Here is a 24,373-nt window from a genome sequence, read left to right as displayed (position 1 = left end):
GTGCCTGCCTGCGGTTCGTCTACTTGATGGTGTAGCCGACGCCGCGCACGGTCTCGACGCGGTCATGGCCGATTTTCTTGCGCAGCCGGCTGATATAGACCTCGACCGTGTTGCTCTCTATTTCCGCGCCGAATTCATAGAGCGTGTCGTGCAATTGCGCTTTCGAGACGACCGCGCCGGGATGTTCGACCAGCTTTTCCAGCACCGCCCATTCGCGGGCGCTCAATGTCTGTGCCGTTCCGTCGACGGTAATATTGCGCGCCACCTGGTTGATCTCGATGCCGGGCAAGCGGATGACGGGTGCCGAGCGGCCCTCGTAACGGCGCGAAACCGCCAGCATCCGCGCCGAAAGCTCGTTGAGATCGAAGGGCTTGACCACATAGTCGTCGGCCCCGGCATTCAGCCCGGCAATCCGGTCGGAGACCTGGTCATGGGCCGTCAGTATGATCACCGGTGTCGCGTCGTCGCGCTTGCGCAGGGATTGCAGAAGGGTGATGCCTTCGCCGTCAGGCAGCCGCATGTCAAGCAGGATCAGGCCATAACCCATGGTCAGCGTCGCCGCCATGGCGTCGCCCAGCGTCTTGAACCAGTCAACAGCATGGCCAGCCGCCGCGACATGGTCTCGCAGCGCCTCTCCAAGCACATAATCGTCTTCAACAAGCAGAACCCGCAAGACAGCTCCCTCTAACGCGTCGTCTTGCGTATCTCTTTGTCCGGATAAGCGTCAAGCATTGTCTGTTCAGCTGGTCTGCCGTCTGGTGCAGCCACTGAAAACATCAAGCGAGGGATCGTAGACCGAAGTCGAGACGCTCATCATGCCGAGGATGCTGTGGAAATAATTGTCGTGCGAGCGCCCGCCCTCCGCAGCACTTTTTGCCAGGCAGGCTTTGTCCAGCCCCATGGACGTTGCGAAATCGTCGTCGAACCAGACGAGAAACGGCACATGCGTCTGCTGGTCCGGCGCGAGCAGATAGGGCGCGCCATGCAGGTAGACGCCGTTCTCACCCAGCGATTCACCGTGGTCGGAGGCATAGATCATGCCCGTCGCCAGCTTGTCGGAGCGTGCCTTGAGCTTGTCGATCACGGTCGAGAGGAAATGGTCGGTGTAAAGAAGCGTATTATCGTAGGAATTGACGATCTCCGCGTCGCTGCAATTGCCAAGTTCGGCCGTGCGGCAATCCGGGGTGAATTTGCGGAATTCATCGGTATAGCGCAGATAATAGGTCGGTCCGTGGCTGCCCATCTGGTGCAGCACGATCACGCTGTCCTTCGTGACGTTGTCGAGCCAGGCATCGAGCTTGTCGAAGAAGATATCGTCGCGGCATTCGCCACCGGTGCAGAAGCGGCTGTCATTGGTGGAAGGCAGGTCGAAATAGGGGATGCGGTCGGCGACATTCTTGCTGCCGGTATTGTTGTCCAGCCATGTGGCGCCGACGCCGGCATGGACGAGCACATCCATGACGTTCTCATTGGCGAGCGCCTTGCTGTGGCTATATTGCGAGCGCGTGAATTTCGAGAACATGCAGGGAATGGAAATCGCCGTCGCCGTGCCGCAGCTGGTGGTGTTGGGAAAATAGATCACGTCGCGTTTGGCGAGTTCCGGATTGGTGTCGCGCCCATAACCGTTCAGGGAAAAATTCGCGGCGCGCGCGGTCTCGCCGGCAACGATGACGGTGATGCGCGGTTTGCGAACGCCGCCGAGGGCGGGCATCAGCTTTGCATCCGTGCCGACCGGGCTCACCTGTATCTCCGCTTCCTGGCCGGCCTGCGTGAAATAATGGATGGTGGAGATCATCGGCGACAACGGGTTGACGCTTTTGACGATATCCTTGTGCTGGCGAATGGCGGTCGTGAGGGTCTTGGAATTCGCAAAGCTGATGATGCCCGCAATAGCGAGGCAGACCAGGATGCTGATGGTGTTCCACAGCAGCTTGTCGAGGATCGGGCGATGCCGGATGCGCACCGCGATGATGAGGATGGACGGCACCAGCCCGTAAATAGCCATATGCCAGAGAAAACCGGGCGTAATCAGATTGCCTGCTTCCGCCTGGGTCGTTTCCATGGCGTTGCGGATCATGTCGCTGTCGATGACGATGCCGTAGCGATCCATGAACCAGGAGGCCGCCGCCGCCGCAAAGACCAGCAGGATCAAGAACGGCTTGATGAGATATTTGGCGGAAAAAATGATGATGAGAGCGCCGAAAAAGGCGGCCATGGCAAAATAAAGGGCTGCGATGGCAACCGGATAGGCCGAAAGATAGGTATGGACCTTCGACCAGAAGGTGCGGTTCGTAAACAGCAGCAGATAGGCCGCTGTCAGCAGGCTGAGAGCCACGCTGCCGATTTCCGGACGAATTGTTGTTGTTCCCGTCGCTTTCGAGGTCAAAAGAGCCACTATCAGATCCACCAGATTTCCGATGGGCCGATGGCAGCGACCAGAGGGCGCAAGCGCCCCGGTCCAAACTGCCGCACGGCCCGATTAGTGGCCGATGCGCGTCTTTGCTGACATCAACCTGAACGCTTGTCACGAAAGTGTCATATGGCATCGAATTTCCCGATAAGGTTGTGTTTCCGCCAGGCGGTGGTTGGCGATAGGTGTGGCTCAGTTGAGACCGACGATTCCCGTGGCGGTGGTGCGCGTTGACAATACGCGCGTGGCCCTTACCGGCAGCAGGCTGCCCGCCGGCAGGTTCTGGAAGGTCACCGTCGCGCCTGAAAGCAGGGTGAGGCAAAGATGACCGGCATTGCCCACATAGATGGCACGCGTGGGGGACGGCAGCGGGTTCACATCGTCAGGCACGACATCGAAAGCGTGGAGTGCCGGGGATTCGAGACCCGCCGCGTGGTGTTCGTAAGTCTCAGCCATTTTTGTCTCCCGTAAACCGAAATCTGCCGTGATTATGCGGCGCGCCGGAGCGATGGGGACAAGCGGGGACGAGAAACAGTCCGGCCGAATTCCAGTCTCGTTTCCGGCCTGCCGATGAGTGCGGCATTTTCCCCGCAATCTCATACGGTTGTGCCGTATCGTCCTGTTGCCATCGATACGCTGCAAAAAAAGATGGGCGGATTTTTCGTCCACGGGATCGGCAGGCGGGCCCGGATTTTTAATAGTGCCGGCTTTAGCTGCGGGCGTGGAGAATGAAGGCCCTGACGGCGGGAGAGGCTTCTGTTTTTCGGTGTGCTATGGCGAGGTCGGAGGTGGTGGCGCTTGCCGCAAGCGGCACGTAGCGCACGCCGGGCAATCGCAGACAGTCTAGAGATCGCGGCACCAGCGCGACGCCAAGGCCGATCGCCACCATGCTGGTGATGGTGGTGTAGTCCCGGCCTTCCGGGCTGATCACCGGCTGGAAACCGGCCTCGTTGCAGGCCTCTATCGTATTGTAGTGAAAGCCGACATCCCGCGGCTGTCGCGGCGTGATGAAGGTTTCCGCGGCGAGGTTCTTGAGATCGAGTTGCAGCGCATAGGCCAAAGGATGGTTCTCCGGCAGGGCGGCCATCAAGGGTTCGCGCAGAACCACATGGGTGGTAACCCCTTCCGGGATCGGCGCGGGCGGGCGGATGAAGGCGAAATCCAGATTGCCATCGGCGATCTTCGCCAGTTGCAGCCGCATTTCCATCTCGATGAGCTGCAGCTCCACATCCGGATGCGAGGCGCGGAAACTGGCGATGGACTGGATCAGCAGGCCGGAATAGGCAGCGGAGGCGACATAGCCAATGGAGATGCGGCCCGTCTCGCCACGGCCGACACGTCTGAGTGAGGCAAGTGCCGCCTCCGCATTGGCAAGGATTTTTCGGGCGTCTTCATAGAGCAGCTGGCCCGATGTCGTCAGCTTCACCGACCGGCGCGTCCGGTCGAGCAGAGGCATGCCGACAATATCTTCGAGTGCCATGATCTGCTGGCTCAAACCCGGCTGGGCAATGCCGAGGCGGGCGGCGGCACGCTCGAAATTGCGCTCATCCACGAGCGTGGTGAAATATCGCAGATGCCGCAGCTCGAATGTATCGGCGCGACCTGCCGGTTTCCTGCCCATCGTCACGGCCTCCCGCGCTAGATTTGAATAATTCCAAGCTATTATCGGTGCGATTTTTCATAATCAATAGTTATGAAAAAAACCGGTGTCACTTATTGGATCACGATTTGTACCTTGCGTAATAAGATGACTTAAATTCTCCAGAAAAAACCGCTTCAAGGCGGCGCGGGTGATGAAGGGTATTGGCGTGCAGGGAAAATCCAAACACATTTCTATTCTGGCTGGTGGTTGTGCCGCCATTGCCTATGTGGCGTTCCTGGCTCCCGCTGCTGCCCTTGCTCAGCAAGCCGGAACAACGGTGCTGCAAACCATCACCGTGGAAGGCACCAAAAATCAGGATCCCAAGGCGCCGGTGAAAGGTTATGTGGCGAAAACCAGCGCCAGCGCCACCAAGACGGGCCGCTCGCTGGTCGAGACGCCACAATCGGTCTCCGTCATTACCAAAGACCAGATGGAGGCGCAGAATGTCCGCAATCTCAGCGAGGCGCTGAATTATGTGCCCGGCGTCGTCGCGCAGCCGTTCGGTGCCGATCCGCGTTTCGATGCGCCGCGTATTCGCGGCTTTCAGGGGAACCAGCTGCAGTTTCTCAATGGCCTGCGGCTGATGCGCACGGCCGGTGCGCCCTCTTATGAGGTCTACGGTCTGGAGCGGGTGGAAGTCATTCGCGGGCCGGCTTCGGTGCTTTATGGTCAGGGCAATCCCGGCGGTCTCATCAATCTCGTCAGCAAGCGACCGACCTTCGAGCGTTTTGGCGAAGTGGGCGCACAGATCGGCAGCTTCGATTATTACCAGTCGATGTTCGATATCGGCGGACCGGTCGCAGGCACCGACAGTTTCGCCTATCGTCTGACCGGCCTTGCCCGCAACGCCCACACCCAGACGGACAATCTGCAGAACGACCGCTATTTCATCGCCCCGGCGCTGACATGGCAGCCGGATGAGGACACGAAGCTAACGGTTCTTGCATCCTATCAGCACGATAATCCCAGTTCGCCCTCCGGCCTGCCGCCGGCGCTGACTTATTCGCGGCCGGGCAACATGCTGGATCGCAGCTTTTATGTCGGCGATCCCTCCTTCGATACGTCAAACCGCAAATTCACCAATATCGGCTATGAATTCGAGCACCGTTTCGACGAGACCTTCACCTTCCGGCAGAATGCGCGTTACTCCAACTTCGACTGGTCCTACCGGGCGCTCGGCATGTCTTCGACCAGCGGCGGCATGATCGGCAATCTCATCCGCCGCAATGCGACGTTCCAGGACGAGTTGCTGAACACCTTCAACATCGACAACAGCCTGCAGGCGGATTTTTCCACGGGGCCAATCGACCACACCCTGCTCGTCGGGCTGGACTACCGTTATTTCGACAATAACGTCAAAACCGAATTCTGGGCCGCGACGCCGCTCAACCCCGTCAACCCTATCTATGGCGGGCCGATCAGTCTGACCTCGCGCACGCTTTATGCCGATGTGAAGACGGATATTTCCCAGATCGGTCTTTATGCGCAGGACGAGATGGCGATCGAGAACTGGCGGATTACCGCCGGCCTGCGGCAGGACTGGGCAAGCACCAGCGGCACCACCTTCAACGGCACCAGCTACCGCACGCTCGACAAGGATGACCACAAGCTGACGGGCCGCGTCGGCGTCAGTTATCTCTTCGATGGCGGCTTCGCGCCCTATGTCAGCTATGCCACCTCCTTCGAGCCGGTGCCGCAGCCGGCTGTCGGCGATGCGCCGAAGCCCACAACCGGGGAACAGTGGGAGGCGGGCATCAAATACCAGCCTGACGGCTTCGACGGTTTCTTCTCCGCCGCGATCTACGATCTGAAGCAGAAGAATGTCACGACGACGGTGGGCGGCGTAACACAGCAGATGGACGAGGCACATGTGAAAGGCCTTGAACTGGAGGGGGTAGCAAGCCTCACCGACGGGCTCGACCTACGCGCGGCCTATACCTACATGGACAGCGAGGTTTCCGGCCGTGTAAATGATGGCAAGGAGCTTGATAGCACGCCCCGGCACGCCGCAAGCCTCTGGCTGGATTACACCTTTGCCGAAGATACCGCGCTCGAGGGCTTCGGCATCGGTGGTGGTGTCCGGTATGTCGGCAAGCGTTACGGCGACGCCGCCAATACCTTTGAAATGAAGGGCCTCGCCTTGCTCGATCTCGGTGTGCATTACGAGAAAAACGGTTACCGCGCCTCGCTTCAGGTGCAAAACTTGACTGATAAAGAATATATTTCTAGTTGCTCCACTTTCGGATGCTATTACGGTGACGGAAGAACGGTTATGGGCAAGCTGACCTATCGTTGGTGACGCCATATCAGAGTGAAGCAGCAGGGGCATGACGCGCAAGGATCGATGGATGTCCCCCCTCTGGGGGCGGCGGGAGTTTTTGGGCCTGCTCGCTGCTTCGGCCTTTGCCGGCAATGCGCGGGCACAGGCGACCCCGCGCATAGCCGCCATCGACTGGGCGATGCTCGAAACATCAGTGGCACTCGGCGTCATGCCGGTGGCGGCGACCGAACTCATCCAGTTCCGGGCCGACGCGGTCGAGCCTGATATCCCCGAAAGCGTCGCCGATCTCGGTCTGCGCGGCGCGCCGAATTTCGAGCTTCTGCAACTCACCCGGCCCGATCTCATCCTGATTTCGCCGTTCTACACGCGCTACACCGGCAGGCTGGAAGCGATCGCCCCGGTGTTTTCGCTGCCCTTTTACGTGAAGGGTGAGCAGCCTTTCGGAAAGGCGCTGGCGGCGGTCACTGCACTTGGTGAAAAGCTCGGGCGCACTGACGAGGCGCGCAAGGTTCTCATCGAAACGGACGCTGCCATACAAGCCATGCGGACCCGCCTTGCCGGTTTTTCCGCACGCCCGACCTATGTCATCAATATCGGCGATGCCCGGCATTTTCGTGCCTTTGGTGCGGACAGTATGTTCGGCGATATCCTTGGCAGGCTAGGGCTTGCCAATGCCTGGGTGGACCGGTCGCAATTCACCTTCGCGGCGCCGGTGCCGCTCGAAAATCTCGCCGCCTCGCCCGAGGCACGTATCGTCATCGTTTCCGATATTCCGGTGGAAGCCCGCGAAAGCCTGCGCCACAGCGCCATCTGGGGCGCGCTTCCGGCGGTGCGGCAAGGCCGGGTGGTGACGCTCGGTAATGTCGGCCCTTACGGCGGTATCACTGCCGGCATGCGGTTTGCACGGCTTCTGACAGACGCGCTGACGGCACAGGGAGAAGCCCTGTGACGGCACGGCCTCTCCAGTTTTTCTTCGGGCTTCTGTTTGTTTTCGCTTGCGGCCTTTCCCTGCATGCCGGCCTGCAGCGGTTGCCCCTTGGCGCATGGCCGGGCCTGCCATTCGATGCCGCATCCATGTCGATGGACCAGATCATCTTCGCCTTCAGCCTGCTGCCGCGCATGGCGGTCGCCATTCTTGCAGGGGCGATGCTCGGCCTGTCCGGTGCGCTCTTCCAGCAATTGTTGCGCAATCCGATTGCGGACCCGTCGACGCTTGGCATCTCGGCCGGCGCGCAGCTCGCCATCGTCATCGCCACCCTGTTCTTCCCTTCGATGCTGGATGGCAACCGCGCATTGGTGGCGCTCGCCGGCGCGGAGGCTGCGGCCGGCATCGTCTTCCTTCTCGGCTGGCGACGCTCCTTCGAGCCGGTGACCATGGTGGTATCAGGGCTGCTGGTCGGCATCACCGCAGCCTCCGTTTCAGCGGCGCTGACCCTGGCGCAGGGCGAATATCTGATGTCCCTCGTGGTCTGGAATGGCGGTTCGCTCAGCCAGCAGGACTGGTCGAATGCCGTTGTGCTCGCTTTCCAGCTTCTCGCGGGGCTTGTTTTGACCGGCCTGCTGATAAGGCCGCTCTCTGTTCTGGGTCTTGGCGATTCCGGCGCACGTTCGCTTGGCGTCTCGCTGTTTTCGATCAGGCTGGCGGTCGCCGCCGTCGCGGTCATGCTGGCTGCTTTCGTTGCATCCGCGGTCGGCCTCGTCAGCTTCATCGGCCTTGCCGCACCGGCGCTCACCCGGGCGCTCGGTGTGCGGCGGTCATCCTCCGTACTTCTGGTTTCGCCCTTACTGGGCGGTCTGCTGCTCTGGTTCTGCGACGGCCTCGTACAGCTTCTGGCGAGTACGACGGCGGAAGTTTTCCCGACGGGTGCGGTGACGGCACTGATCGGCGGACCGCTGCTTTTATGGCTGCTGCCAAAAATCCGGCCGACCGACGTTCATCGTAGCGAAGGCGTCGATCTCGCCACAAGACGCGGACTTTCGGCCCTGCTGCCGGTGCTGGTCATCATGGCGGTGCTGGTATTTGCCGCACTCGCCATCGGCAAGGGGCCTGATGGCTGGACAATGCTCAAGGCCAGTGACCTGCAAACCCTTCTGCCTTTCCGCTGGCCGCGGCTGGTGGCCGCCATAGCCGCCGGCGGTCTTCTCGCCATGGCGGGCGCGCTTTTGCAGCGGCTGACCGGCAACCCGATGGCAAGCCCGGAAGTGATCGGCGTCAGTGGTGGCGCCGGCCTTGGTTTTGCCGCCGCCATTACGATTTTTCCGGCGGCGGGTCTGTTCGAACTGTTTTGCGGCGCCGGCATCGGCTCGGCGGCCGTCATGATCCTTGTGCTGTTCTTCGCCGTGCGCCGGCATCTGGCTCCGGAAAAAATACTGCTGGCGGGTATTGCCGTCAGTTCACTTTGCTCGGCGGTGCTTTCGGCGCTGCTTGCCATCGGCGATCAGCGGGCATGGCAGATTCTCGGCTGGCTCAGCGGCTCGGGTTCGACGGCGACACCGGCTTCGGCGATCTTTCTCGCCATCCTTTCCGTCGTGCTTCTGGCGGCCGCCCTCTCGGTGACCCGCTGGTTGACGATCTTGCCGCTCGGGCGGGACGTGCCGCTTTCCCTCGGCCTGCCGCTCAGCGCCGCACGTATCGCCGTCATTGCGGTGGCGGGCATTGCCACCGGCGCCGCCTCGCTGCTCGTTGGCCCCTTGAGTTTCGTCGGCTTGATGGCGCCGCATATTGCACTGCGGGCCGGTTTCACCACGCCGCGTGACCATCTCTTCGCCTCTTTCCTGTTCGGCGCGGTGCTGATGGCGCTTTCCGATCTCGGTGCACGAACGGTGACCTTTCCCTATGAACTGCCGCTCGGGCTTTTTGCGGCTCTGGCCGGCGCGCCTTACCTGATCTGGCTGTCAGGCAGGCGATGATGATTTTTTCAGTCGATTTACGGAGATGAAAATCATGGGTCAGGCAGCGCCTGCGGTCGCTCACGACGATACGCCGCTTTTTTTTCTTGATGGCGTCACAATGGAAGTGCCGGGCCGGACGTTGCTTCAGCCGCTGACGGCACATTTTGCGACCGGCAAGACCATCGGCCTGATCGGCCATAATGGTTCGGGAAAATCGACGCTGCTCAAAATCCTGGCGCGCATGCAGGAGCCGACGGCGGGCCGGGTTTCGTTCGAGGGTAAGCCGTTAAATGCCTGGGGCAACCGCGAATTCGCGCGCAAGCTCGCCTATCTGCCGCAATATACGCCGGCCGCCTCCGGCATGCTGGCCCGGGAGCTGGTGGCGCTCGGCCGTTATCCCTGGCATGGCGCGCTTGGGCAATTCAGCAAGGCGGATCAGGAGAAGGTGGACGAAGCGATCGAACTCACCGATACCGTCGCTTTCCGCGACCGGCTGGTGGACACGCTATCCGGCGGCGAGCGCCAGCGCGTGTGGCTTGCCATGCTGGTGGCCCAGAATGCCGAAAGCCTGCTTCTCGACGAACCCATCTCCGCGCTCGACATGGCGCATCAGCTCGAGGTGCTGTCACTGGTGCAGAGACTGTCGCGGGAAAAGGGCCTCGGCGTCATCGTGGTGCTGCACGATGTCAACATGGCGGCACGTTTTTGCGACGAGATCGTCGCGCTGCATTCCGGCCAACTGATCGCCCGCGGAACGCCGCAGGAGATCATGACGCCTCAGACGCTGGAGCGCATCTATGGCGTGCGCATGGATGTCATGACCCATGCGGCCACCGGCCTTCCCGTCGCCTTGCCGCTTTGAGATGTTGCAGCAAAACAACGGCCGCAAACGCTTGTTGTTGATGGTGATTCCGCGCGCATTTGCCGCCCTAACAATGTCTTAATGCCAGCCTACCGCCATTAGACATTGTTAACCGTTTCGCTTTCATCGCCTCCAATTAAGTTGTTTTGGATCGATTTTTCGGAACAAACGTTAACAGTGCGGAATTCAATATCCGGAGAGGGCAAGAAGGGCTGCTGCGGGTAGGAATAAAACAGGAGAAAATCAGATGAAAAAGGCTGTTGCCGTAACTTTTGCCGCATTGACGATGGGCCTTGGCGGAACCGTTTCCGCACTCGCTGCCGACCTTGCAAGATATGAGCCGGCTCCGCAGGAGCAGGACGATCGCAACGGCGTCAAGATCGGTTACCTCACCTGCGATATCGGCGGTGGCGTCGGTTACGTGATCGGCTCGGCCAAGGAACTGGATTGCACCTTCCAGTCCACCATGGGCGCGCGTCGCACCGACCATTACACCGGCGCCATCCGCAAGATGGGCGTTGACCTCGGTTTCACCACGCAGGGCCGTCTGGTCTGGGCCGTTTTCGCCCCGACCGCCGGTTACCACCGCGGTTCGCTGGGCGGCCTCTATCAGGGCGCAACGGCTGAAGTCACCGTCGGTCTCGGCGTCGGCACCAACGTTCTCGTTGGCGGCACATCGGGCTCCATCCAGCTGCAGACTGTCAGCGTAACCGGTCAGGTTGGCCTCAACCTTGCAGCGACCGGCACGTCCGTGACGCTGACCGCCATGAACTGATCGGCGAATTGCCCGGTGTTTTTCACCGGGCATTCTGTCGCATGCCAAAACACGCCCTCTTCGTTGTCAGACGGAGAGGGCGTTGTATTATACGGACCATGATTTCCGTTTCTCGACAAACTGCGGCCGCGACCGCGTTTTTCCTTCTCCTTGCGGCGAGTGCCTTTGCCGAGGGCGATGCGGCGCATGGCGAGAAGGTTTTCAGCCGCTGTTCCACCTGCCATAGCGCGGACACGCCGCGCACCCGCATGGGGCCGCATCTGATGGGTATCGTCGGCAGGCCGATGGCGGCAGTTGCCGATTACGGCCATTATTCGCAGGCGCTGAAGGATGCCGGTGCCGGGGGTCGGGTCTGGACGGAAGACGAACTACAGAAATTCATTGCCAGCCCGAAGAAGGCGATCCCCGGAAACGCGATGCGTTTTTTCGGGCTGTGGAGCGAAACCGATATTGTTGATCTGATCGCCTATCTAAAAACACATCCCCTGCCGCAATAAATGTCAGAGGGGAGCGTCGGAAAGGATGTCCTCCGCCTCTTCCGCCGTCATCGCCATCACCTTCGCGCCTATTTCGAAACTGAAGCCGTTGCGGGCGAAAGCGGAAAATTCCTTGGCCTTGCGCTTTTCGTCCGGTTCGACACGGCGATAAGGCCCGAAGGCGCGTTTGCGCGCGAAAATGACGGCGGCGACCAGATCGTTTGTCTCCTGTAACGCAGCCGTTGCCGTTTCCCGGGCGATGCCCTTGAACTGAAGTTTCTGCGCCAGCCCACGTTTTGACTTGCCGCTGCGCTGGCCGCTTCGCACGGTGATTTCCGCATAGGCCGTATCGTCGAGCGCCTTGATGCCATAAGCGAAAGTCACGGCAAATTCGCCAAGCGCCTTCACCTGAGCCGGGCCGATATCCTCGAATTTTTCCCGCGCCTTGCGCATGATGGCGTCGCGCAGCTGCTTTTCCGTCATCATGCGCTGTTGCAGCCGGTAGAGAGCGGAATTGCGCGCCCAGGAAAGCATACGGCTGGTGGGCTCAACGGCCGGCGCTTCGCCGTCGAACTCCATATCGTCAGTCAGGAAGAGGCTGGAATCGTCACTCATGGCGCATTTATAGCGCGCTTGAGCCGTCTTGCCAGTTCCTTCCCGGTCTGAATTCCCCGGTTTCGGCGTCTCAGGGCGTCTGTGCGCCGGTGGCGGCGACATAAACCGAATAGAGCGATTTCGTTGCGGTGATGAACAGGCGGTTCTTCTTCGGGCCACCGAAGGTGAGGTTCGCCACCGTCTGCGGCACATTGATCTTGCCGATCAGCGTACCATCAGGCGCAAAGCAATGAACGCCATCGCCGGCGCTGGTCCAGAGATTACCGGCGGTATCCAGGCGGAAGCCATCCGGCAGGCCATTGTCGAGATTGCAGAATTCCCGGCCATTGGCGAGCTTCACACCGTCTACCACGTCGAAGACGCGGATATGGCGCGGGCGGGATATATCGTGGCTATAGGAGCTGTCGGCGACATAAAGCTTCGTCTCGTCTGGCGAGAATGCAAGGCCGTTCGGCTGCACGAAGTCGTCGATGGCAATGTCAATCTTTCCGGTTGCGGGGTCGAGCCTGTAGACATTGCGGGTCTTCTGCTCCGGTTCGGCCTTGTAGCCCTCGTAATCGGAGAGAATGCCGTAAGTCGGGTCGGTGAACCAGACGCTGCCGTCGGATTTGACCACGACATCATTGGGTGAATTCAATCTTTTGCCGCCGTAGCTGTCGGCAAGAACGGTGATCGAGCCGTCGACCTCGGTGCGGGTCACACGGCGGCCGCCATGTTCGCAGGAGACAAGTCGCCCCTGCCGGTCGCGGGTGTTGCCGTTGGTGAAGTTGGAGGGCTGGCGGAATACCGAAATCCCGCCATCCGGCACCCAGCGCAACATGCGTTCATTGGGAATATCGCTGAACAGCAGGCAGTTGAGATCGGCAAACCACACCGGGCCTTCGGCCCAGCGGCAGCCGGAATAAAGCTCTTCCAACTCCGCATTGCCGACGATCAGATGGCGGAAGCGGTCATCGTGGATTTCGTAAGGGGAGGTCTTGTCTGTGGTCATGAGCGTGGTCCGCTTGAGGGCTTGTCGTTTGGGTTCAGCGCGTGGCCTTGCGGCCGCTTGCCAGAAGAATGACTGATATGATGATGAGGCCGGTGAGGATGAGGCGGATGCCGGCGCCGAAACCATAGGTGTTCAGCATCGATACCACCAGGAACATGAAAAGCGAGGCGCCCCAGATGCCGGGAACATTGGAATCCCCGCCCGCCACCGCCGTGCCGCCGATGACGACGACGGCAATGGACATCAGCAGATATTCCGACCCCATGTTAAGTGCCGCGCCGCCGGAGAAGCTGGCGAGGAGATAACCGGCAATCGCCGCCAGCACCGCGCAGAGCACATAGGTGACGAAACGGGTACCATCCACGGGAATGCCGGTCATGCGGGCAGCGAAGGTGCTCTGGCCGATGGCGGCAATCCAGCGTCCGTAAAATGTGCGGTCGAGCAGCAGCCAGGCGACGACCGAGAGCAGCAGCGCGACAAGCGCCACATTCGGAATGCCGAAAGAGCTTGAGATCGCGAATGTCGCCAATGTTTCCGGCGGCTTGATGCGCAGGCCGCGGTTCGACCAGATGGCGATGGATTGTACGATGAAGCTCATCGACAGCGTCGCGATGATCGGCGGAATGCGCAGGAGCTTGATCAGCGCATAATTGCCGATGCCGATGGCAATGCCGATCAGGATGGCGATCAGCAGTCCGGGCAGGATGAGGCTGTCGGACACATCCATGAATTTCAGGGCCAGCGTGCCCGACAAAGTCATTGTCGCGGGAACGCAAAGGTCAATATTGCCAGGCCCGAGCGTGATCACGAACATCTGGCCGATGCCGACGATGACTGAAAAGGCCGCAAAGGTGAGCGCCGCATGCGACAGCCCGAAGGAGCTTGCGCCGCCGGTAAAGAGCACGGTGACGATCCACACCGCAACTGTTGCGGCAAAGGACCAGATCCATGGTTTTCTGGTGAGGGAAGAGAGCCCGTTCATTGGTTTTTCTCCCGCTTTTCGAGACGGTTGAGCAGGATGCGTAGCGCCAGCACGATGATGAGGATCGCCCCCTGAGCGCCGATCTGCCAGTCCGGCGAAATGCGCATGAAGGAGAGGAACGAGCCGGCGAGCGTCAGCGTCAGTGCGCCGATGACGGCACCGATTGGTGAAACCCTGCCGCCGACGAACTCACCGCCGCCAAGGATGACGCCGGCAATCGACAGCAGCGTATAGCGCAGCGCGATATTGGCATCGGCCGCAGTGGTGAGACCTACAAGGGCGATGCCCGAAAGCACTGCGAAGAAACCGGCGAGCGCAAAGGTTGCGGCGCGAATGCCGACGACCGACCAGCCGGAGCGCTCGACCGAGCGGAAATTGCCGCCGACGCCGCGCATCAGCACACCGAAGGAGGAGCGCATGACGATATAATGGGCGACGACCGCAATCAGGATGCTGGCGACGATGGCGATCGGCACGAAGGGCGGTTTCGCCGTCATCAGCGTGCGGATGAAGGCGGGTGCCTGACCGCCAGGAGATGGCAGGATCAGCACGGCAAGGCCGCCCCAGACGAAACTCATGCCAAGGGTGACGACAATGGAAGGCAGGTTACGGATGTGGATCACTGCGCCCAGCACGGCGTAAACCGCAATCGCCCCGGCGAAAATCGCAATGCCTGTCAGCGGCGAGGTTTGCAGGAAGGTGGCGGTGACGCAGGCGCAGAAGCTGACGAAGGTGCCCATCGACAGGTCGAGATCGTTGACCGACATGATCAGCATCTGCGCAATGGTGGCGAGCGCGATCGGCACCGCCAGATTGAACAGGAGGTTCATGCCGGTATAGCTCATGGCGCGCGGCTGCATGTAAAAGACGGCGGCGAGCAGGAAAGCGAGCGAGGCTGCGGGAATGATGAGGCGGAGGGCGTTTGCCGAGAGTTTCATGCGTGGTCCTCTCCGGCAAAGGAGGCAGCCAGCACATTCTGCTCGGTAATGTCATCGCCGACGAGTTCCGCCTGAATGGCGCCATCGCGGAAGACATAAACGCGGTCGCAGAGACGGATTTCATCCATTTCGGTGGAGTACCAGATGAAGGTGCGGCCGTGGGAAGCTTCGGTTCTCAAGATGTCATAGACCTCCTGTTTGGTGCCGATATCAACGCCGCGCATCGGGTCATCCATCAAAACGGTGCTGGCGGTGGTGGCGAGCGCGCGGGCGAAAAGCACCTTCTGCTGGTTGCCGCCAGAAAGGGACAGGATCTTGTTGCCCATATCGGGCGTGCGGATTTCGATGCGCTTTTTCCACTGATCGCCGCGTTCTGTTTCCTTCGTCCTGTCCACCATGCCTGCGGATGAAATATCCCTGAGCGAGGCGATGGACAGGTTTTTCAGGATGCTCCACAGCGGGAAGGTGCCGTTCAGGCTGCGGTCACCCGCGACGAAGGCGATATCGGTCTTGCGCGCCGGCAGCCAGCTGCTATTGCGGGCAAGGTAAAGTTCGAGAAGCGCTTCGGTCTGGCCATGGCCGCCAAGGCCGGCAAGGCCGATGATCTCACCGCGAAAGGCCTCGAAGGCAAGGCCTTCGCCCCGGCGCGCCGGCATGGACAGCACCTTTTCGCCCGCCTTGCGGTTTTCGCTTTTCTGCCTATCCTGTTGCTTGACGACGCTGCCCATGGCCTCCACCAGCGTGCGCGTGGTGAATTCGCCCGCCGGCCGGTTGGCCACCACGCGGCCATCCTTCATGACAACGATGCGGGTGGCGGTCGAAAGAATCTCGCCGAGAATATGCGAGATCAGCAGCACCGAACCACCCGAGCGGACAAAACGGCGGACATAATCCATCAATTGTTCGGCAAGGCCGGCATCGAGCGACGAGGTGGGTTCATCGAGGATCACTAGCCTCGGGGCGTCCGGCGTGCGGCAGAAATTGATGGCGATTTCCACCATCTGCCGTTCGGCGATGGAAAGTTCGGCAATCGTCAATTCACAATCGATGCCGTGCCCGGGAAAAATCTCGTCGAGCGTCTGGCGGATCATGGCGAGTGCCCGGCCGCGCCAGTTTCGCCCGCTGATAGCGGCATGCATGATGCGGACATTTTCGCTGATCGTCAGGTTGGGGCAGAGCGACAGTTCCTGAAACACGCAGCGCACGCCGCTGGCACGCGCGGCCGCGATGCCGTGGCGGTTCTGGTCACCGCCGTAGGAAATGGAGCCTTCATGCGGCGTCAGCCCGCCATTGATGACGTTGACGATGGTGGATTTTCCCGCGCCATTATGGCCGACGAGCCCAAGGCATTCCCCGGCACGGATAACGAGATCGGCCCCATCTAGCGCCTTGACCGCGCCGAACACGACCTTCACGCCGCGCGCGGCGACGACTTCTTCCGCCTCGATGATGTCATTCATGAGCAATTACGCCAGTAATCTGAAAAGGATAATATCGGAGGCTGTTGCGGCGCCCGTTTTTCAGGAGCGCCGCAATCGGTCATATCGAGACTTGGCCGGCCTTATTTGGCCGAGGCGATGGCCTTCTGGGCGTCTTCCTGCGAATATTCCACATTCGCGACGCCGCCCTTCTGGGTGTTCTTGAGGTTCTCCTCAAGATTGCCCTGGTCGATGCGCAGGAAAGGAACGGTCAGGTCCTTTTTCACGTCCTTGCCGTCGAGGATCTGCTGCGCAACCCAGAAAGCGAGCGTCGAGACACCGGGGGCGATGGAGACCGACATGGTCTCGTAGCCGCTCGCGTCCTTCTGCTGTTTCCACCATTGCAGTTCGTCTTCGCGGTTGCCCATGACGATGGTGGGTGTCGGGCGCTTGGCGGCGGCGAAGGCCTGTGCCGCACCGTAACCGTCACCGCCCTGTGTCACGACAGCCGCGACTTCGGGAAGGCTCGGCAGAATGCCGGCAACGGCGCGCTGGGCAACATCCTGCGCCCAGTCGCCATTGACCGAACCGACAATCTTGAACTGCGGGTTCTTGGCGACACCGGCGGCAATGCCGGCATGGATTTCGTCATCGACGGAAACGCCGGCGAGACCGCGGATTTCGAGCAGGTTGCCGCCCTTCGGCATGGCCTTGGCGAGATAATCGATCTGGCTTTCGCCCATCGCCTTGAAATCGACGGCGATGCGCCAGGCGCAAGGCTCGGTGACAATACCATCGAAGGACACGACGGTGATGCCGGCATCACAGGCTTCCTTCACTGCGCCGTTAAGCGCTGTCGGCGAAGCGGCATTGATGACGATGGCGTCATAGCCCTGCAGGATGAGATTCTGGATTTGCGCCGCCTGTTCGGTTGCCTGGTTTTCGGCGGTCGTGAAGGCGTCGGCGGCGGCCACCTGTTTGTCGGCCACGGCCTGCTTGGTGATCTTGTCCCAGCTGGTCAGCATCGCCTGACGCCAGGAATTGCCTGCGTAATTGTTTGAAAGCGCGATTTTTTTAGCCGACGTATCGGCGTGAGCGGTGATCGGCAGAGCTGCGCATGCGACAGCAGCCGATGCCAGAAGCATCTTTCTGAAAGCCATTGATTTCCTCCCTGGTGGCTTGCCCTTTCGGGGTCCGGAACCCTCATCTGCCGCAAATCTCCTCGGCGGCAGACGAAATCCCGTTGCACTGGAGCTCCGTTCCCCAGTACAAGCGAGAATGACCAAGAAGATTTGGCTTGTATAGGCGGATCACGGCAATCTTCCTGCGGGTTTCCGCAGAAAGCATGCGGGAACCCGCAGGACGAAACGGCATTGCCGGGCGCAGAATGGATGATGCGGCGTTCTGATGTGTTTAAAACTGCGCCGCCTGATGTCGATTAGGCAGGCGCTTGGGAGGGCGTCCGCACATGCTGGATACGCCGAAAAGCGCTCTTTTCCACCACTATATGGGTATTTCGCGGCTGCTTGCCGGGCAGCTGGAATTTAACGCCATCATTCAGGCTGTCGCCACCGAGATCAGCCATATCATCCCGCATGATCATATGGATGTCTGCATCAAGCAGCTGGATGACAAGTACCACATTGCCTATGAGAGCGGGCTCGTCAGCGCCTGGAGCCGGCAGCCGCCCGCCCTTCTGACCGGCAGCCCGATCCGCTCGCTGCTATCAGGTGCCGTGGAACACCTGCTGAGCGGTGACGCCTGTGCCGATCCGCGCTTTCATTTCGAAGGCGCTTTTTCGAGCCCCATCATCGAGCTTAATCTGCATAGCCGCCTGCATGTGCCGATGAAGGTACATGGCGACATTATCGGCGCGCTCAGCTGCTCCTCGCACCAGTCGAATGCCTATACGGTTGAGGATGTGGCGAATGCCCGCGCTGTCGCCGATCTGCTGGCGCCCTATTTCTACGCCATCCGCGCCGCCGAACAGGCTAAACGCTCAGCCATCGAAGAGGCGCGTGCCAATGCCCGCGAAGAAGGTCTGCGCCTCGGCGCGCTGCAATTGACGGAGGCGCTGGAGGCCGAGCGGCAGCGCATCGGCATGGACCTGCATGATCAGACGCTGGCCGATCTGACACGGCTTGCGCGGCGTATAGAGCGCATGAGCCATTCCGCCGATGTTTCCGGCGAGACGCTGGAACCGGTGGTGCGCAGCCTGCAGCATTGCATGCAGGACCTGCGCGAAATCATCGAGGAGGCAAAACCCTCGATCCTGCAATTGTTCGGCGTCGTTGAGGCCATCGAGACCTATGTGGACCGCTCCGTGCGCGACAGCGGCTCAGTTATAGAGTGGTCTGTAACGGATGAGACGGACGGGCTGGTGGAAAGGCTCGACAAGACGGTGGCCATCTCGCTGTTCCGCATCGTGCAGGAGGCGGTCAATAACGCCATTCGTCATGCCCAGCCGGAAACCATTGCCGTGAACCTCACCGCCGTCGACGGCGGGCTGAGGGTAACGGTCAGCGATGACGGCAATGGCGGTGGCGACGGCGCGACCTCCGGCGGTCTCGGCATCGGCAACATGAAGACACGGGCGCGGCTGATTTCGGCGAGATTCGATATCGGCGGCAATCGCAACGGGGCGGGTACATGCATCACCGTGATCCTGCCGGAAGACGCTTTCGATCATCGGGAGGATGTGTGACATGGACGTGCTGATCGTCGAGGACGATGCGCTGCACCGCGCCTATCTGAATGAGGCCGTCAGAGCTGCCCTGCCGGAATGCGACAAGGTTCTCGAAGCCGCGAATGGCAGAACCGGCGAAAAGCTCGCGCGGGAAAACCGGGCAGCCCATATCGTCATGGATTTGCAGATGAACGAGCGCAACGGCATCGAGGCGGCGCGCACCATCTGGAAGGAGCGGCCGGATACCCGCATCCTGTTCTGGTCGAACTATTCGGATGAGGCCTATGTCCGCGGTGTGTCCCGTATCGTGCCGGAAGGTGCGGCCTATGGTTACGTGCTGAAATCGGCCTCCGATGACCGTCTGCGGCTTGCGCTGCGCAGCATCTTCATCGAGGCGCAATGCGTTATCGACCGGGAAGTACGCGGCCTTCAGGAGAAGAGCCTCGGCAAGGCGCATGGTTTTACCGATTCCGAATATGAAATTCTCGTAGATGTTGCGCTGGGCCTCACCGACAAGGCGATTGCCCGCCGCCGCAACCTGTCGCTGCGCAGCGTGCAGAACCGGCTGCAGAGCCTCTATGAAAAGCTGAACGTGCATCAGGCCGCTGGCGACGACGAAGCGGAAGGGCGGTATAATCTCCGGACCCGCGCCGTCACGGTGGCTTTCCTGCGCAAGCTGCTGAATTACAGCGCGCTTGAAAGGGCCGAGCGGGAGCTGGCGGAATGGGCCGGGAGCCGCTGAGCCTTACGGCAGGAAGGCCAGCAGCCGTCTTTCATCGGCCCTGAGGCCGGAGACGGGTTTTGCACCGACCTTCAGGATGCGACCAAGTTTTTTCCGGGCTTTTTCTTCTGTCGCAATGTCGAGAACGGCCGGGTGCACATAGCTCTTGCGGCAGATGGCGGGCGTGTTGGAAAGCTCTGATGCCGCGGCCTGGCACATGCCCTTTATGCTCGGTTTTTCACCCGCCGCCACATGTTCCATCGCGTTGCAGAACGCCGCCAGCGTTCCGCCCCAGGTGCGGAAGGTCTTGGCCGAAATACCCTGACCGCCAATGCCTGAGAGGTAGGCATTGAGGTCGCTGGAATCGACGGAATGCACCCGGTTTTCGCTATCCTGCCAGACGAAGAGTTCCTTGCCGGGCAGGTCGGCGATTTCCTCGAGGATTTTCTGAAGGCGCGGGTGGCGCAACTGCCGTTTCACCTTCTGCCCGCCCTTGGCTGCAAAACGCAGTTCGATGGTTTCACCGAAGGACACATGGCGCTTGAGCAGGGTCGTCGCGCCATAGGTGCCATTGGTTTCGAGATAGGAACGGTTGCCGACGCGCAGATAGGCGGCGTCAAGCAGAAGGGTCAGCGCCGCAAGCGTCATCTCCTGCCCATGGTCCTGCTTTCCAATATCGGCCATGGCGCGGCGGCGGATGGCGGGCAGCGCCTTGCCGAAACTTTTCAGCTGAAAGAACTTGGTCTCACCGCGCAGGGCGTGCCAGTCGGGGTGATAACGATATTGTTTTCGCCCGCGCGCATCAAAGCCGGTAGCCTGCAAATGCCCTGCCGGGTCGATGCAGATCCATACGTCCCTGTAGGCGGGCGGCACGCCGAGCGATTTGATGCGCTTCAGCTCGACGCCGTCGGAAAGAAGTTCGCCGCCCGGCAGACGATAACAGAAACCGCGCCCACGTTTCTCCCGGGCAATACCCGGCTCCTGATCGTTGACATAGGCAAGTCCGATTTTGGCAAGTAGGCGGGTCGGCGGTTGTGGCATTGTTTTTCCCGGCAGGTTTCACGCTGCGGCAAACGAAAAACAGGCCGCCTTCGTTCCGGCGACCTGTCGTTCCGATCACGAGTTTTCTCAGCCGGCCTTGGCAATCCGCAGAATCTGCGAGTTTCCACCACCGCGCTCTTCCGTCACGGCGTACACCGCACCATCCGGCCCGATCTTGACGTCGCGGATACGCGCTTCGAGCGGCAGGCGGCTTTCGGTCGCGACCTTGTCGCCGTCGATATGCAGGATAACGAGACCCTGGCTCACCAGACCACCAATAATGAAGGAACCCTTCCATTCGGGAATCTGGTCGCCGTCATAATAGGCCATGCCCGACGGGCCGATGACCGGGTCCCAATAATAGACCGGCTGCTCCATGCCTTCCTTGGCGGTGGCACCCTCACCGACGGACCGGCCGCTATATTCGACGCCATAGGTGATGACCGGCCAGCCGTAATTCAGTCCCGCTTTTGGCAGATTCAGCTCATCGCCGCCCTTGGGGCCATGCTCCACCGTCCAGAGCCGGCCCTGACCGTCCAGCGCTGCCGCCTGCATGTTGCGGTGACCGTAGCTCCAGATTTCGGGAAGCGCATTCTGCTGGCCGGCGAAGGGGTTGCCCTCAAAGGCCTTGCCTTCGGTATCGATGCGGAAAACCTTGCCGAGACCGCTCGACAGATCCTGTGCCTGCACGCGCGGCTTTGCGTCCGAACGTTCGCCGACGGTGACGTAAAGCTCGTTGTTCGGGCCGAAAACCAGGCGGGAGCCGAAGTGTTTGTCGCCGTCATAGGTCGGCATCTGGCGGAAGATCACCGAGACATCTTCCAGCTTCGCCGTGCCGCCCTCTTCGGTCAATTTTGCGGAGGCCACGGAGGTGCCGTTGCCGCCATCACGCGGTTCGGAGAAGGAAAAGAATATCTTGCGCGATGTCTCGAAATCCGGTGCCAGCGCGATGTCGAGAAGACCGCCCTGTCCGTCGGAGGCGACAGCAGGCACGCCTTCCAGCGCAGGACCGGCCTTGCCGTCGGCGACGATATGCATGGCGCCTTCCTTGGCGGCGACGATGATGCGGCCATCGGGCAGGAATTCCATGGACCACAGATGCGGCAGGCCCTCGGCGACAACGGTTTTTTCAACGTTTGGCTGGGTGGCGGCCTGCGGCGCCCGGGTCTGGCCCTCAAAAGCCGGTTTCTGATCCGGCACATTCGGCCGTTTGGTTTCGGCAGCCGGAGCGGTCTGGGCGTGGGCGGCGCCGGCAAGCGGCACGGCGAGCAACGCGCACAGGATCGTCGAACTCAGAAATCGGTTGTTGTGGAACATGGGTCTCCCTTCCATCGTTAAGGTCACGCAGGAAACCATTTGGGGAGAATTTCGTTTCGTTCGAGAGTTTCAAGAAAACTTGATCATTGCGTGTGCAGGCACCACGCTCTTTTCTCATCCATGCGAATTCATAGGGAACCGCGAGGCGTGGGCGACGTTTGGCCTCTGTTATACGGAGGGTGCCATGCAGATCATCGACAACAAGACGATAGACGGGAACAGACCGAAGCCGATCCTTAACGTCGCGGAATTCTGCCGCCGTTACCGGCTGGACAAATCCGAGGAAGTCAGGCTGAGAAAGCTGTTCGGCGAGTTCGCGTCGCGGCACGAGCTTCTGATGAATGCGCAGCGCAAGCCAAACTTTCGCTGATCATTCCTGCTGGTCGAGAGAGTTTCCGAAGATCATGAAAACATCATAACGGGTATTCTTGCCCATGATCTGGTGTGAGGGCTTGCGAATGCCCGGCATCGGCTCGGCGCGCAGCGGCCATTTCAGCACCACCCGCTTTGTTGCATGGGCAAGCGCCACCTCCATCAGCTCCACCTGATCCGGATCGGAGCCCACCAGTTCCCGCAGCACCCGCATTTCCTTTTTCACCAGCGCCGTATTGTGGCGGGGCGGATGCATGGGGTCGATGACCACCACCTCGGGTGAAAGCTCTTTCAGCAATTGACGGGAATCACCCTGCAGCAGCGTCATGCGGGACGCCGCCTCGGCATAAGCGCCGCCCGCTTCCAGGGCGCGGCTGATACCATCAGCGAGATGAGCATGCATGCCAGGCGAACGTTCGATGAGGGTGACCTCGGCTCCCAACGATGCGAGCAGGAAGGCATCCCGCCCCAACCCGGCCGTGGCATCGACAATTTTCGGCGTGCGGCCCTTGGTGAAACCGGCGGCTTTCGGCAGGGCCTGTCCGCGCCCTTCGCCGGAGCGGAAACGGTGGCCGACCGCGCCGCCAACAAAATCCACCACGAAACTTTCGTTTTGTTCCTTCATCTGCGACCTCAGAACGGGCAGGGCACGGTATAGGTGACGTCACGGCCATCCGGATGGCGAAAGCCCACCTCTTGCGCATGCAGCATCAGACGCGGTGCGGCGGTGAGCGCTTCACCTTCGGCATAAAATTCATCGCCGAGAATAGGGTGGCCGAGTGCCTTCATATGCACCCGCAATTGGTGGGTGCGACCGGTAAGGGGCGTAAGCGCCAGCCTCGTCGCGGGAAGCGGCAATCGCTCCAGGACGCGCCAAAGGCTTTGCGCCGACTTGCCATTTTCATGGTCCACCCGGTGGCGGGGCTTGTTGTTGGGATCGATCGCCAGCGGCAGGTCCACTTTGCCTTCTTCGCCCGCGACCGTGCCCCAGACGATGGCCACATAGGATTTGCGCGTTTCACGCTTCTCGAACTGGGCGGCGATCGCCGCATGCGCCTTGCGGTTCAGCGACATCAGCACGATGCCTGACGTGTCCTTGTCCAGCCGGTTGATCATCAACGCTTTCGGGAACTGTTTCTGCACCCGCGTCATCAGGCTGTCCGACAGTGCCGGATCGCGCCCCGGCACGGATAGAAGCCCACTCGGCTTGTCCAGCACCAGCAGGTCGTCATCGCGGTGCACGATAGTAAGCCAGGGATCAAGCGGCGGATTGTAGATCGGGTTGGAAAGCTTAAGTGACATACCGCCTCCTTAGCACGAATTGCGCATTCGGACAGTCGCTCGAGGTGTGCTAGTCTGGAATGTGAAGATTGACGCGCCCGCTGGTCAGGTCGCTCAGAAGCCGGGTCAGCCGTTCGGCTTCTTCGGCTGGAACGGAGAGCAGCATATCCGCGCCTTTGCCGGTGAAATCTTCCTTCTCCAGCCGCAGGTTTGGCGTGGCGGAGAGCCGCGATTTCACCAGCGCCAGATCGGAGAAGGGGCAGCGCAAGGTCGCGCTGACATAGGCGATGACGGGTGAAGTCTCGCCGAGCCGGAGGCAGGCCGCCGCCGTACCGCCATAGGCACGCATCAGCCCGCCGCTGCCGAGCAGGATGCCGCCGAACCAGCGGATGACGAGAACCGCGACATTATCCAGCGCCTGACCGTCTATCGCCTGAAGGATCGGCTTTCCCGCCGTGCCGGAAGGCTCGCCATCGTCGCTGAAACGATAGGTCTGACCCGTTCGCCAGGCCCAGCAATTATGGTTGGCATCGGGGTCCGAATGCACTGCCAGAAAGCTCTTCGCATCCTCCTCGCCGGTCACTGGTGCGGCAAAGGCGATGAAGCGGCTTTTTTTGATATCCTGCGAAAAGGTAACGGGGCGGTCGAGCGTGAACATCCGCGTTCAATATCG

General features: G+C 60.7%; 24 protein-coding genes. 9 read left to right on the top strand and 15 right to left on the bottom strand.

Features of this window, described 5'->3' with window-relative positions; all coding sequences use genetic code 11:
- Window positions 1-19 precede the first annotated feature (19 nt).
- The 4 genes from NYR50_RS18270 to NYR50_RS18255 all read right to left on the bottom strand — a co-directional run bounded on the left by NYR50_RS18270 (window position 20) and on the right by NYR50_RS18255 (window position 4,031).
- Window positions 20-673 (bottom strand): response regulator transcription factor, encoded by a 654-nt coding sequence (locus tag NYR50_RS18270; protein ID WP_006313721.1) that lies wholly within the window; start codon window positions 671-673, stop codon window positions 20-22.
- Window positions 674-739: 66 nt separating this feature from the next.
- Entirely contained in the window at window positions 740-2,407 is a 1,668-nt protein-coding gene (locus tag NYR50_RS18265) for a phosphoethanolamine transferase (protein ID WP_174010992.1), read from the bottom strand.
- A gap of 195 nt (window positions 2,408-2,602) precedes the next feature.
- Complete coding sequence (locus NYR50_RS18260; RefSeq protein WP_174010994.1) at window positions 2,603-2,866, bottom strand: spike base protein, RCAP_Rcc01079 family; 264 nt, start codon at window positions 2,864-2,866, stop codon at window positions 2,603-2,605.
- A 253-nt stretch (window positions 2,867-3,119) separates the two neighbouring features.
- Window positions 3,120-4,031: a LysR family transcriptional regulator gene (locus tag NYR50_RS18255; protein WP_174010997.1), complete on the bottom strand. Its 912-nt coding sequence runs from the start codon at window positions 4,029-4,031 to the stop codon at window positions 3,120-3,122.
- Window positions 4,032-4,203: 172 nt separating this feature from the next.
- On the opposite strand from NYR50_RS18255, the gene NYR50_RS18250 reads away from it, so the two are divergent.
- From NYR50_RS18250 to NYR50_RS18225, 6 genes are all read left to right on the top strand, one after another.
- Entirely contained in the window at window positions 4,204-6,351 is a 2,148-nt protein-coding gene (locus NYR50_RS18250; RefSeq protein WP_174011261.1) for a TonB-dependent siderophore receptor, read from the top strand.
- A gap of 28 nt (window positions 6,352-6,379) precedes the next feature.
- Window positions 6,380-7,282, top strand: a complete 903-nt coding sequence (locus NYR50_RS18245; RefSeq protein WP_174010998.1) for an iron-siderophore ABC transporter substrate-binding protein — start codon at window positions 6,380-6,382, stop codon at window positions 7,280-7,282.
- A complete protein-coding gene (gene fhuB / locus NYR50_RS18240; protein ID WP_174011000.1) occupies window positions 7,279-9,243 on the top strand; it encodes a Fe(3+)-hydroxamate ABC transporter permease FhuB in 1,965 nt (654 codons plus the stop codon). Before NYR50_RS18245 ends, fhuB begins: the two co-directional genes overlap by 4 nt.
- 100 nt (window positions 9,244-9,343) lie before the next feature.
- Window positions 9,344-10,087: an ATP-binding cassette domain-containing protein gene (locus tag NYR50_RS18235; protein WP_418138270.1), complete on the top strand. Its 744-nt coding sequence runs from the start codon at window positions 9,344-9,346 to the stop codon at window positions 10,085-10,087.
- 247 nt (window positions 10,088-10,334) lie between these two features.
- Window positions 10,335-10,862: a DUF992 domain-containing protein gene (locus NYR50_RS18230; RefSeq protein ID WP_003498285.1), complete on the top strand. Its 528-nt coding sequence runs from the start codon at window positions 10,335-10,337 to the stop codon at window positions 10,860-10,862.
- Window positions 10,863-10,960: 98 nt separating this feature from the next.
- Window positions 10,961-11,359 (top strand): c-type cytochrome, encoded by a 399-nt coding sequence (locus NYR50_RS18225; protein WP_174011010.1) that lies wholly within the window; start codon window positions 10,961-10,963, stop codon window positions 11,357-11,359.
- Between the two features lie 3 nt (window positions 11,360-11,362).
- Here the strand turns inward: NYR50_RS18225 and recX are convergent, their stop codons facing one another.
- From recX to NYR50_RS18195, 6 genes are all read right to left on the bottom strand, one after another.
- Window positions 11,363-11,953 (bottom strand): recombination regulator RecX, encoded by a 591-nt coding sequence (gene recX, locus NYR50_RS18220; protein WP_174011012.1) that lies wholly within the window; start codon window positions 11,951-11,953, stop codon window positions 11,363-11,365.
- 70 nt (window positions 11,954-12,023) lie between these two features.
- Window positions 12,024-12,944: an SMP-30/gluconolactonase/LRE family protein gene (locus tag NYR50_RS18215; RefSeq protein ID WP_418137772.1), complete on the bottom strand. Its 921-nt coding sequence runs from the start codon at window positions 12,942-12,944 to the stop codon at window positions 12,024-12,026.
- A gap of 34 nt (window positions 12,945-12,978) precedes the next feature.
- Entirely contained in the window at window positions 12,979-13,926 is a 948-nt protein-coding gene (locus tag NYR50_RS18210) for an ABC transporter permease (RefSeq protein WP_174011016.1), read from the bottom strand.
- On the bottom strand, window positions 13,923-14,864 hold the full coding sequence (locus NYR50_RS18205) for an ABC transporter permease (RefSeq protein WP_006313733.1): 942 nt from the start codon (window positions 14,862-14,864) through the stop codon (window positions 13,923-13,925). The genes NYR50_RS18210 and NYR50_RS18205 overlap by 4 nt, the downstream gene beginning before the upstream one ends.
- Complete coding sequence (locus tag NYR50_RS18200) at window positions 14,861-16,324, bottom strand: ATP-binding cassette domain-containing protein (protein WP_174011018.1); 1,464 nt, start codon at window positions 16,322-16,324, stop codon at window positions 14,861-14,863. Before NYR50_RS18200 ends, NYR50_RS18205 begins: the two co-directional genes overlap by 4 nt.
- Window positions 16,325-16,425: 101 nt before the next feature.
- A complete protein-coding gene (locus NYR50_RS18195; RefSeq protein ID WP_174011020.1) occupies window positions 16,426-17,442 on the bottom strand; it encodes an ABC transporter substrate-binding protein in 1,017 nt (338 codons plus the stop codon).
- A 308-nt stretch (window positions 17,443-17,750) separates the two neighbouring features.
- On the opposite strand from NYR50_RS18195, the gene NYR50_RS18190 reads away from it, so the two are divergent.
- Window positions 17,751-18,986 carry a GAF domain-containing sensor histidine kinase gene (locus NYR50_RS18190; RefSeq protein ID WP_174011022.1) on the top strand — a complete coding sequence of 412 codons (1,236 nt, stop codon included), beginning with the start codon at window positions 17,751-17,753 and terminating at the stop codon, window positions 18,984-18,986.
- Window position 18,987: 1 nt separating this feature from the next.
- Window positions 18,988-19,710 carry a response regulator transcription factor gene (locus tag NYR50_RS18185; RefSeq protein ID WP_003522116.1) on the top strand — a complete coding sequence of 241 codons (723 nt, stop codon included), beginning with the start codon at window positions 18,988-18,990 and terminating at the stop codon, window positions 19,708-19,710.
- 3 nt (window positions 19,711-19,713) lie between these two features.
- Here the strand turns inward: NYR50_RS18185 and NYR50_RS18180 are convergent, their stop codons facing one another.
- Window positions 19,714-20,730, bottom strand: a complete 1,017-nt coding sequence (locus tag NYR50_RS18180; protein ID WP_092734144.1) for a DNA topoisomerase IB — start codon at window positions 20,728-20,730, stop codon at window positions 19,714-19,716.
- A gap of 87 nt (window positions 20,731-20,817) precedes the next feature.
- Window positions 20,818-22,047, bottom strand: a complete 1,230-nt coding sequence (locus NYR50_RS18175; RefSeq protein WP_174011024.1) for a PQQ-dependent sugar dehydrogenase — start codon at window positions 22,045-22,047, stop codon at window positions 20,818-20,820.
- Window positions 22,048-22,231: 184 nt separating this feature from the next.
- Between NYR50_RS18175 and NYR50_RS18170 the strand changes: the two genes are divergently transcribed.
- Window positions 22,232-22,417 (top strand): hypothetical protein, encoded by a 186-nt coding sequence (locus NYR50_RS18170; RefSeq protein WP_174011026.1) that lies wholly within the window; start codon window positions 22,232-22,234, stop codon window positions 22,415-22,417.
- On the opposite strand, the gene NYR50_RS18165 is transcribed toward NYR50_RS18170, so the two are convergent.
- Genes NYR50_RS18165 through NYR50_RS18155 form a run of 3 tightly spaced genes read right to left on the bottom strand, consistent with a single transcriptional unit; the run spans window position 22,418 to window position 24,358 of the window.
- Window positions 22,418-23,044: a class I SAM-dependent methyltransferase gene (locus tag NYR50_RS18165; RefSeq protein WP_174011028.1), complete on the bottom strand. Its 627-nt coding sequence runs from the start codon at window positions 23,042-23,044 to the stop codon at window positions 22,418-22,420. It lies immediately after the preceding gene.
- A gap of 8 nt (window positions 23,045-23,052) precedes the next feature.
- The gene (locus NYR50_RS18160; RefSeq protein ID WP_174011030.1) at window positions 23,053-23,721 is read right to left on the bottom strand and encodes a pseudouridine synthase; all 669 of its coding nucleotides are present in this window, start codon (window positions 23,719-23,721) and stop codon (window positions 23,053-23,055) included.
- A gap of 49 nt (window positions 23,722-23,770) precedes the next feature.
- Window positions 23,771-24,358 (bottom strand): IMPACT family protein, encoded by a 588-nt coding sequence (locus NYR50_RS18155; RefSeq protein WP_174011032.1) that lies wholly within the window; start codon window positions 24,356-24,358, stop codon window positions 23,771-23,773.
- Between the last annotated feature and the right edge of the window lie 15 nt (window positions 24,359-24,373).

The organism is Agrobacterium sp. El2ro-1b (genome assembly GCF_048298475.1).
GTDB lineage: Bacteria > Pseudomonadota > Alphaproteobacteria > Rhizobiales > Rhizobiaceae > Agrobacterium > Agrobacterium fabrum.
This window is presented reverse-complemented; position numbering and strand designations above follow the sequence as displayed.

Excerpts from the sequence above, each read along its gene's own strand:
- NYR50_RS18255 (WP_174010997.1), bottom strand. The coding sequence starts at position 4,031 with ATGGGCAGGAAACCGGCAGGTCGCGCCGATACATTCGAGCTGCGGCAT.
- NYR50_RS18155 (WP_174011032.1), bottom strand. The coding sequence starts at position 24,358 with ATGTTCACGCTCGACCGCCCCGTTACCTTTTCGCAGGATATCAAAAAA.
- NYR50_RS18225 (WP_174011010.1), top strand. The coding sequence starts at position 10,961 with ATGATTTCCGTTTCTCGACAAACTGCGGCCGCGACCGCGTTTTTCCTT.
- NYR50_RS18230 (WP_003498285.1), top strand. The coding sequence starts at position 10,335 with ATGAAAAAGGCTGTTGCCGTAACTTTTGCCGCATTGACGATGGGCCTT.
- NYR50_RS18160 (WP_174011030.1), bottom strand. The coding sequence starts at position 23,721 with ATGTCACTTAAGCTTTCCAACCCGATCTACAATCCGCCGCTTGATCCC.
- NYR50_RS18165 (WP_174011028.1), bottom strand. The coding sequence starts at position 23,044 with ATGAAGGAACAAAACGAAAGTTTCGTGGTGGATTTTGTTGGCGGCGCG.
- NYR50_RS18210 (WP_174011016.1), bottom strand. The coding sequence starts at position 13,926 with ATGAACGGGCTCTCTTCCCTCACCAGAAAACCATGGATCTGGTCCTTT.
- NYR50_RS18260 (WP_174010994.1), bottom strand. The coding sequence starts at position 2,866 with ATGGCTGAGACTTACGAACACCACGCGGCGGGTCTCGAATCCCCGGCA.
- NYR50_RS18215 (WP_418137772.1), bottom strand. The coding sequence starts at position 12,944 with ATGACCACAGACAAGACCTCCCCTTACGAAATCCACGATGACCGCTTC.
- NYR50_RS18175 (WP_174011024.1), bottom strand. The coding sequence starts at position 22,047 with ATGTTCCACAACAACCGATTTCTGAGTTCGACGATCCTGTGCGCGTTG.
- NYR50_RS18235 (WP_418138270.1), top strand. The coding sequence starts at position 9,344 with ATGGAAGTGCCGGGCCGGACGTTGCTTCAGCCGCTGACGGCACATTTT.
- NYR50_RS18185 (WP_003522116.1), top strand. The coding sequence starts at position 18,988 with ATGGACGTGCTGATCGTCGAGGACGATGCGCTGCACCGCGCCTATCTG.
- NYR50_RS18200 (WP_174011018.1), bottom strand. The coding sequence starts at position 16,324 with ATGAATGACATCATCGAGGCGGAAGAAGTCGTCGCCGCGCGCGGCGTG.
- NYR50_RS18170 (WP_174011026.1), top strand. The coding sequence starts at position 22,232 with ATGCAGATCATCGACAACAAGACGATAGACGGGAACAGACCGAAGCCG.
- NYR50_RS18180 (WP_092734144.1), bottom strand. The coding sequence starts at position 20,730 with ATGCCACAACCGCCGACCCGCCTACTTGCCAAAATCGGACTTGCCTAT.
- NYR50_RS18205 (WP_006313733.1), bottom strand. The coding sequence starts at position 14,864 with ATGAAACTCTCGGCAAACGCCCTCCGCCTCATCATTCCCGCAGCCTCG.
- NYR50_RS18245 (WP_174010998.1), top strand. The coding sequence starts at position 6,380 with ATGACGCGCAAGGATCGATGGATGTCCCCCCTCTGGGGGCGGCGGGAG.
- NYR50_RS18195 (WP_174011020.1), bottom strand. The coding sequence starts at position 17,442 with ATGGCTTTCAGAAAGATGCTTCTGGCATCGGCTGCTGTCGCATGCGCA.
- NYR50_RS18250 (WP_174011261.1), top strand. The coding sequence starts at position 4,204 with ATGAAGGGTATTGGCGTGCAGGGAAAATCCAAACACATTTCTATTCTG.
- recX (WP_174011012.1), bottom strand. The coding sequence starts at position 11,953 with ATGAGTGACGATTCCAGCCTCTTCCTGACTGACGATATGGAGTTCGAC.
- NYR50_RS18190 (WP_174011022.1), top strand. The coding sequence starts at position 17,751 with ATGCTGGATACGCCGAAAAGCGCTCTTTTCCACCACTATATGGGTATT.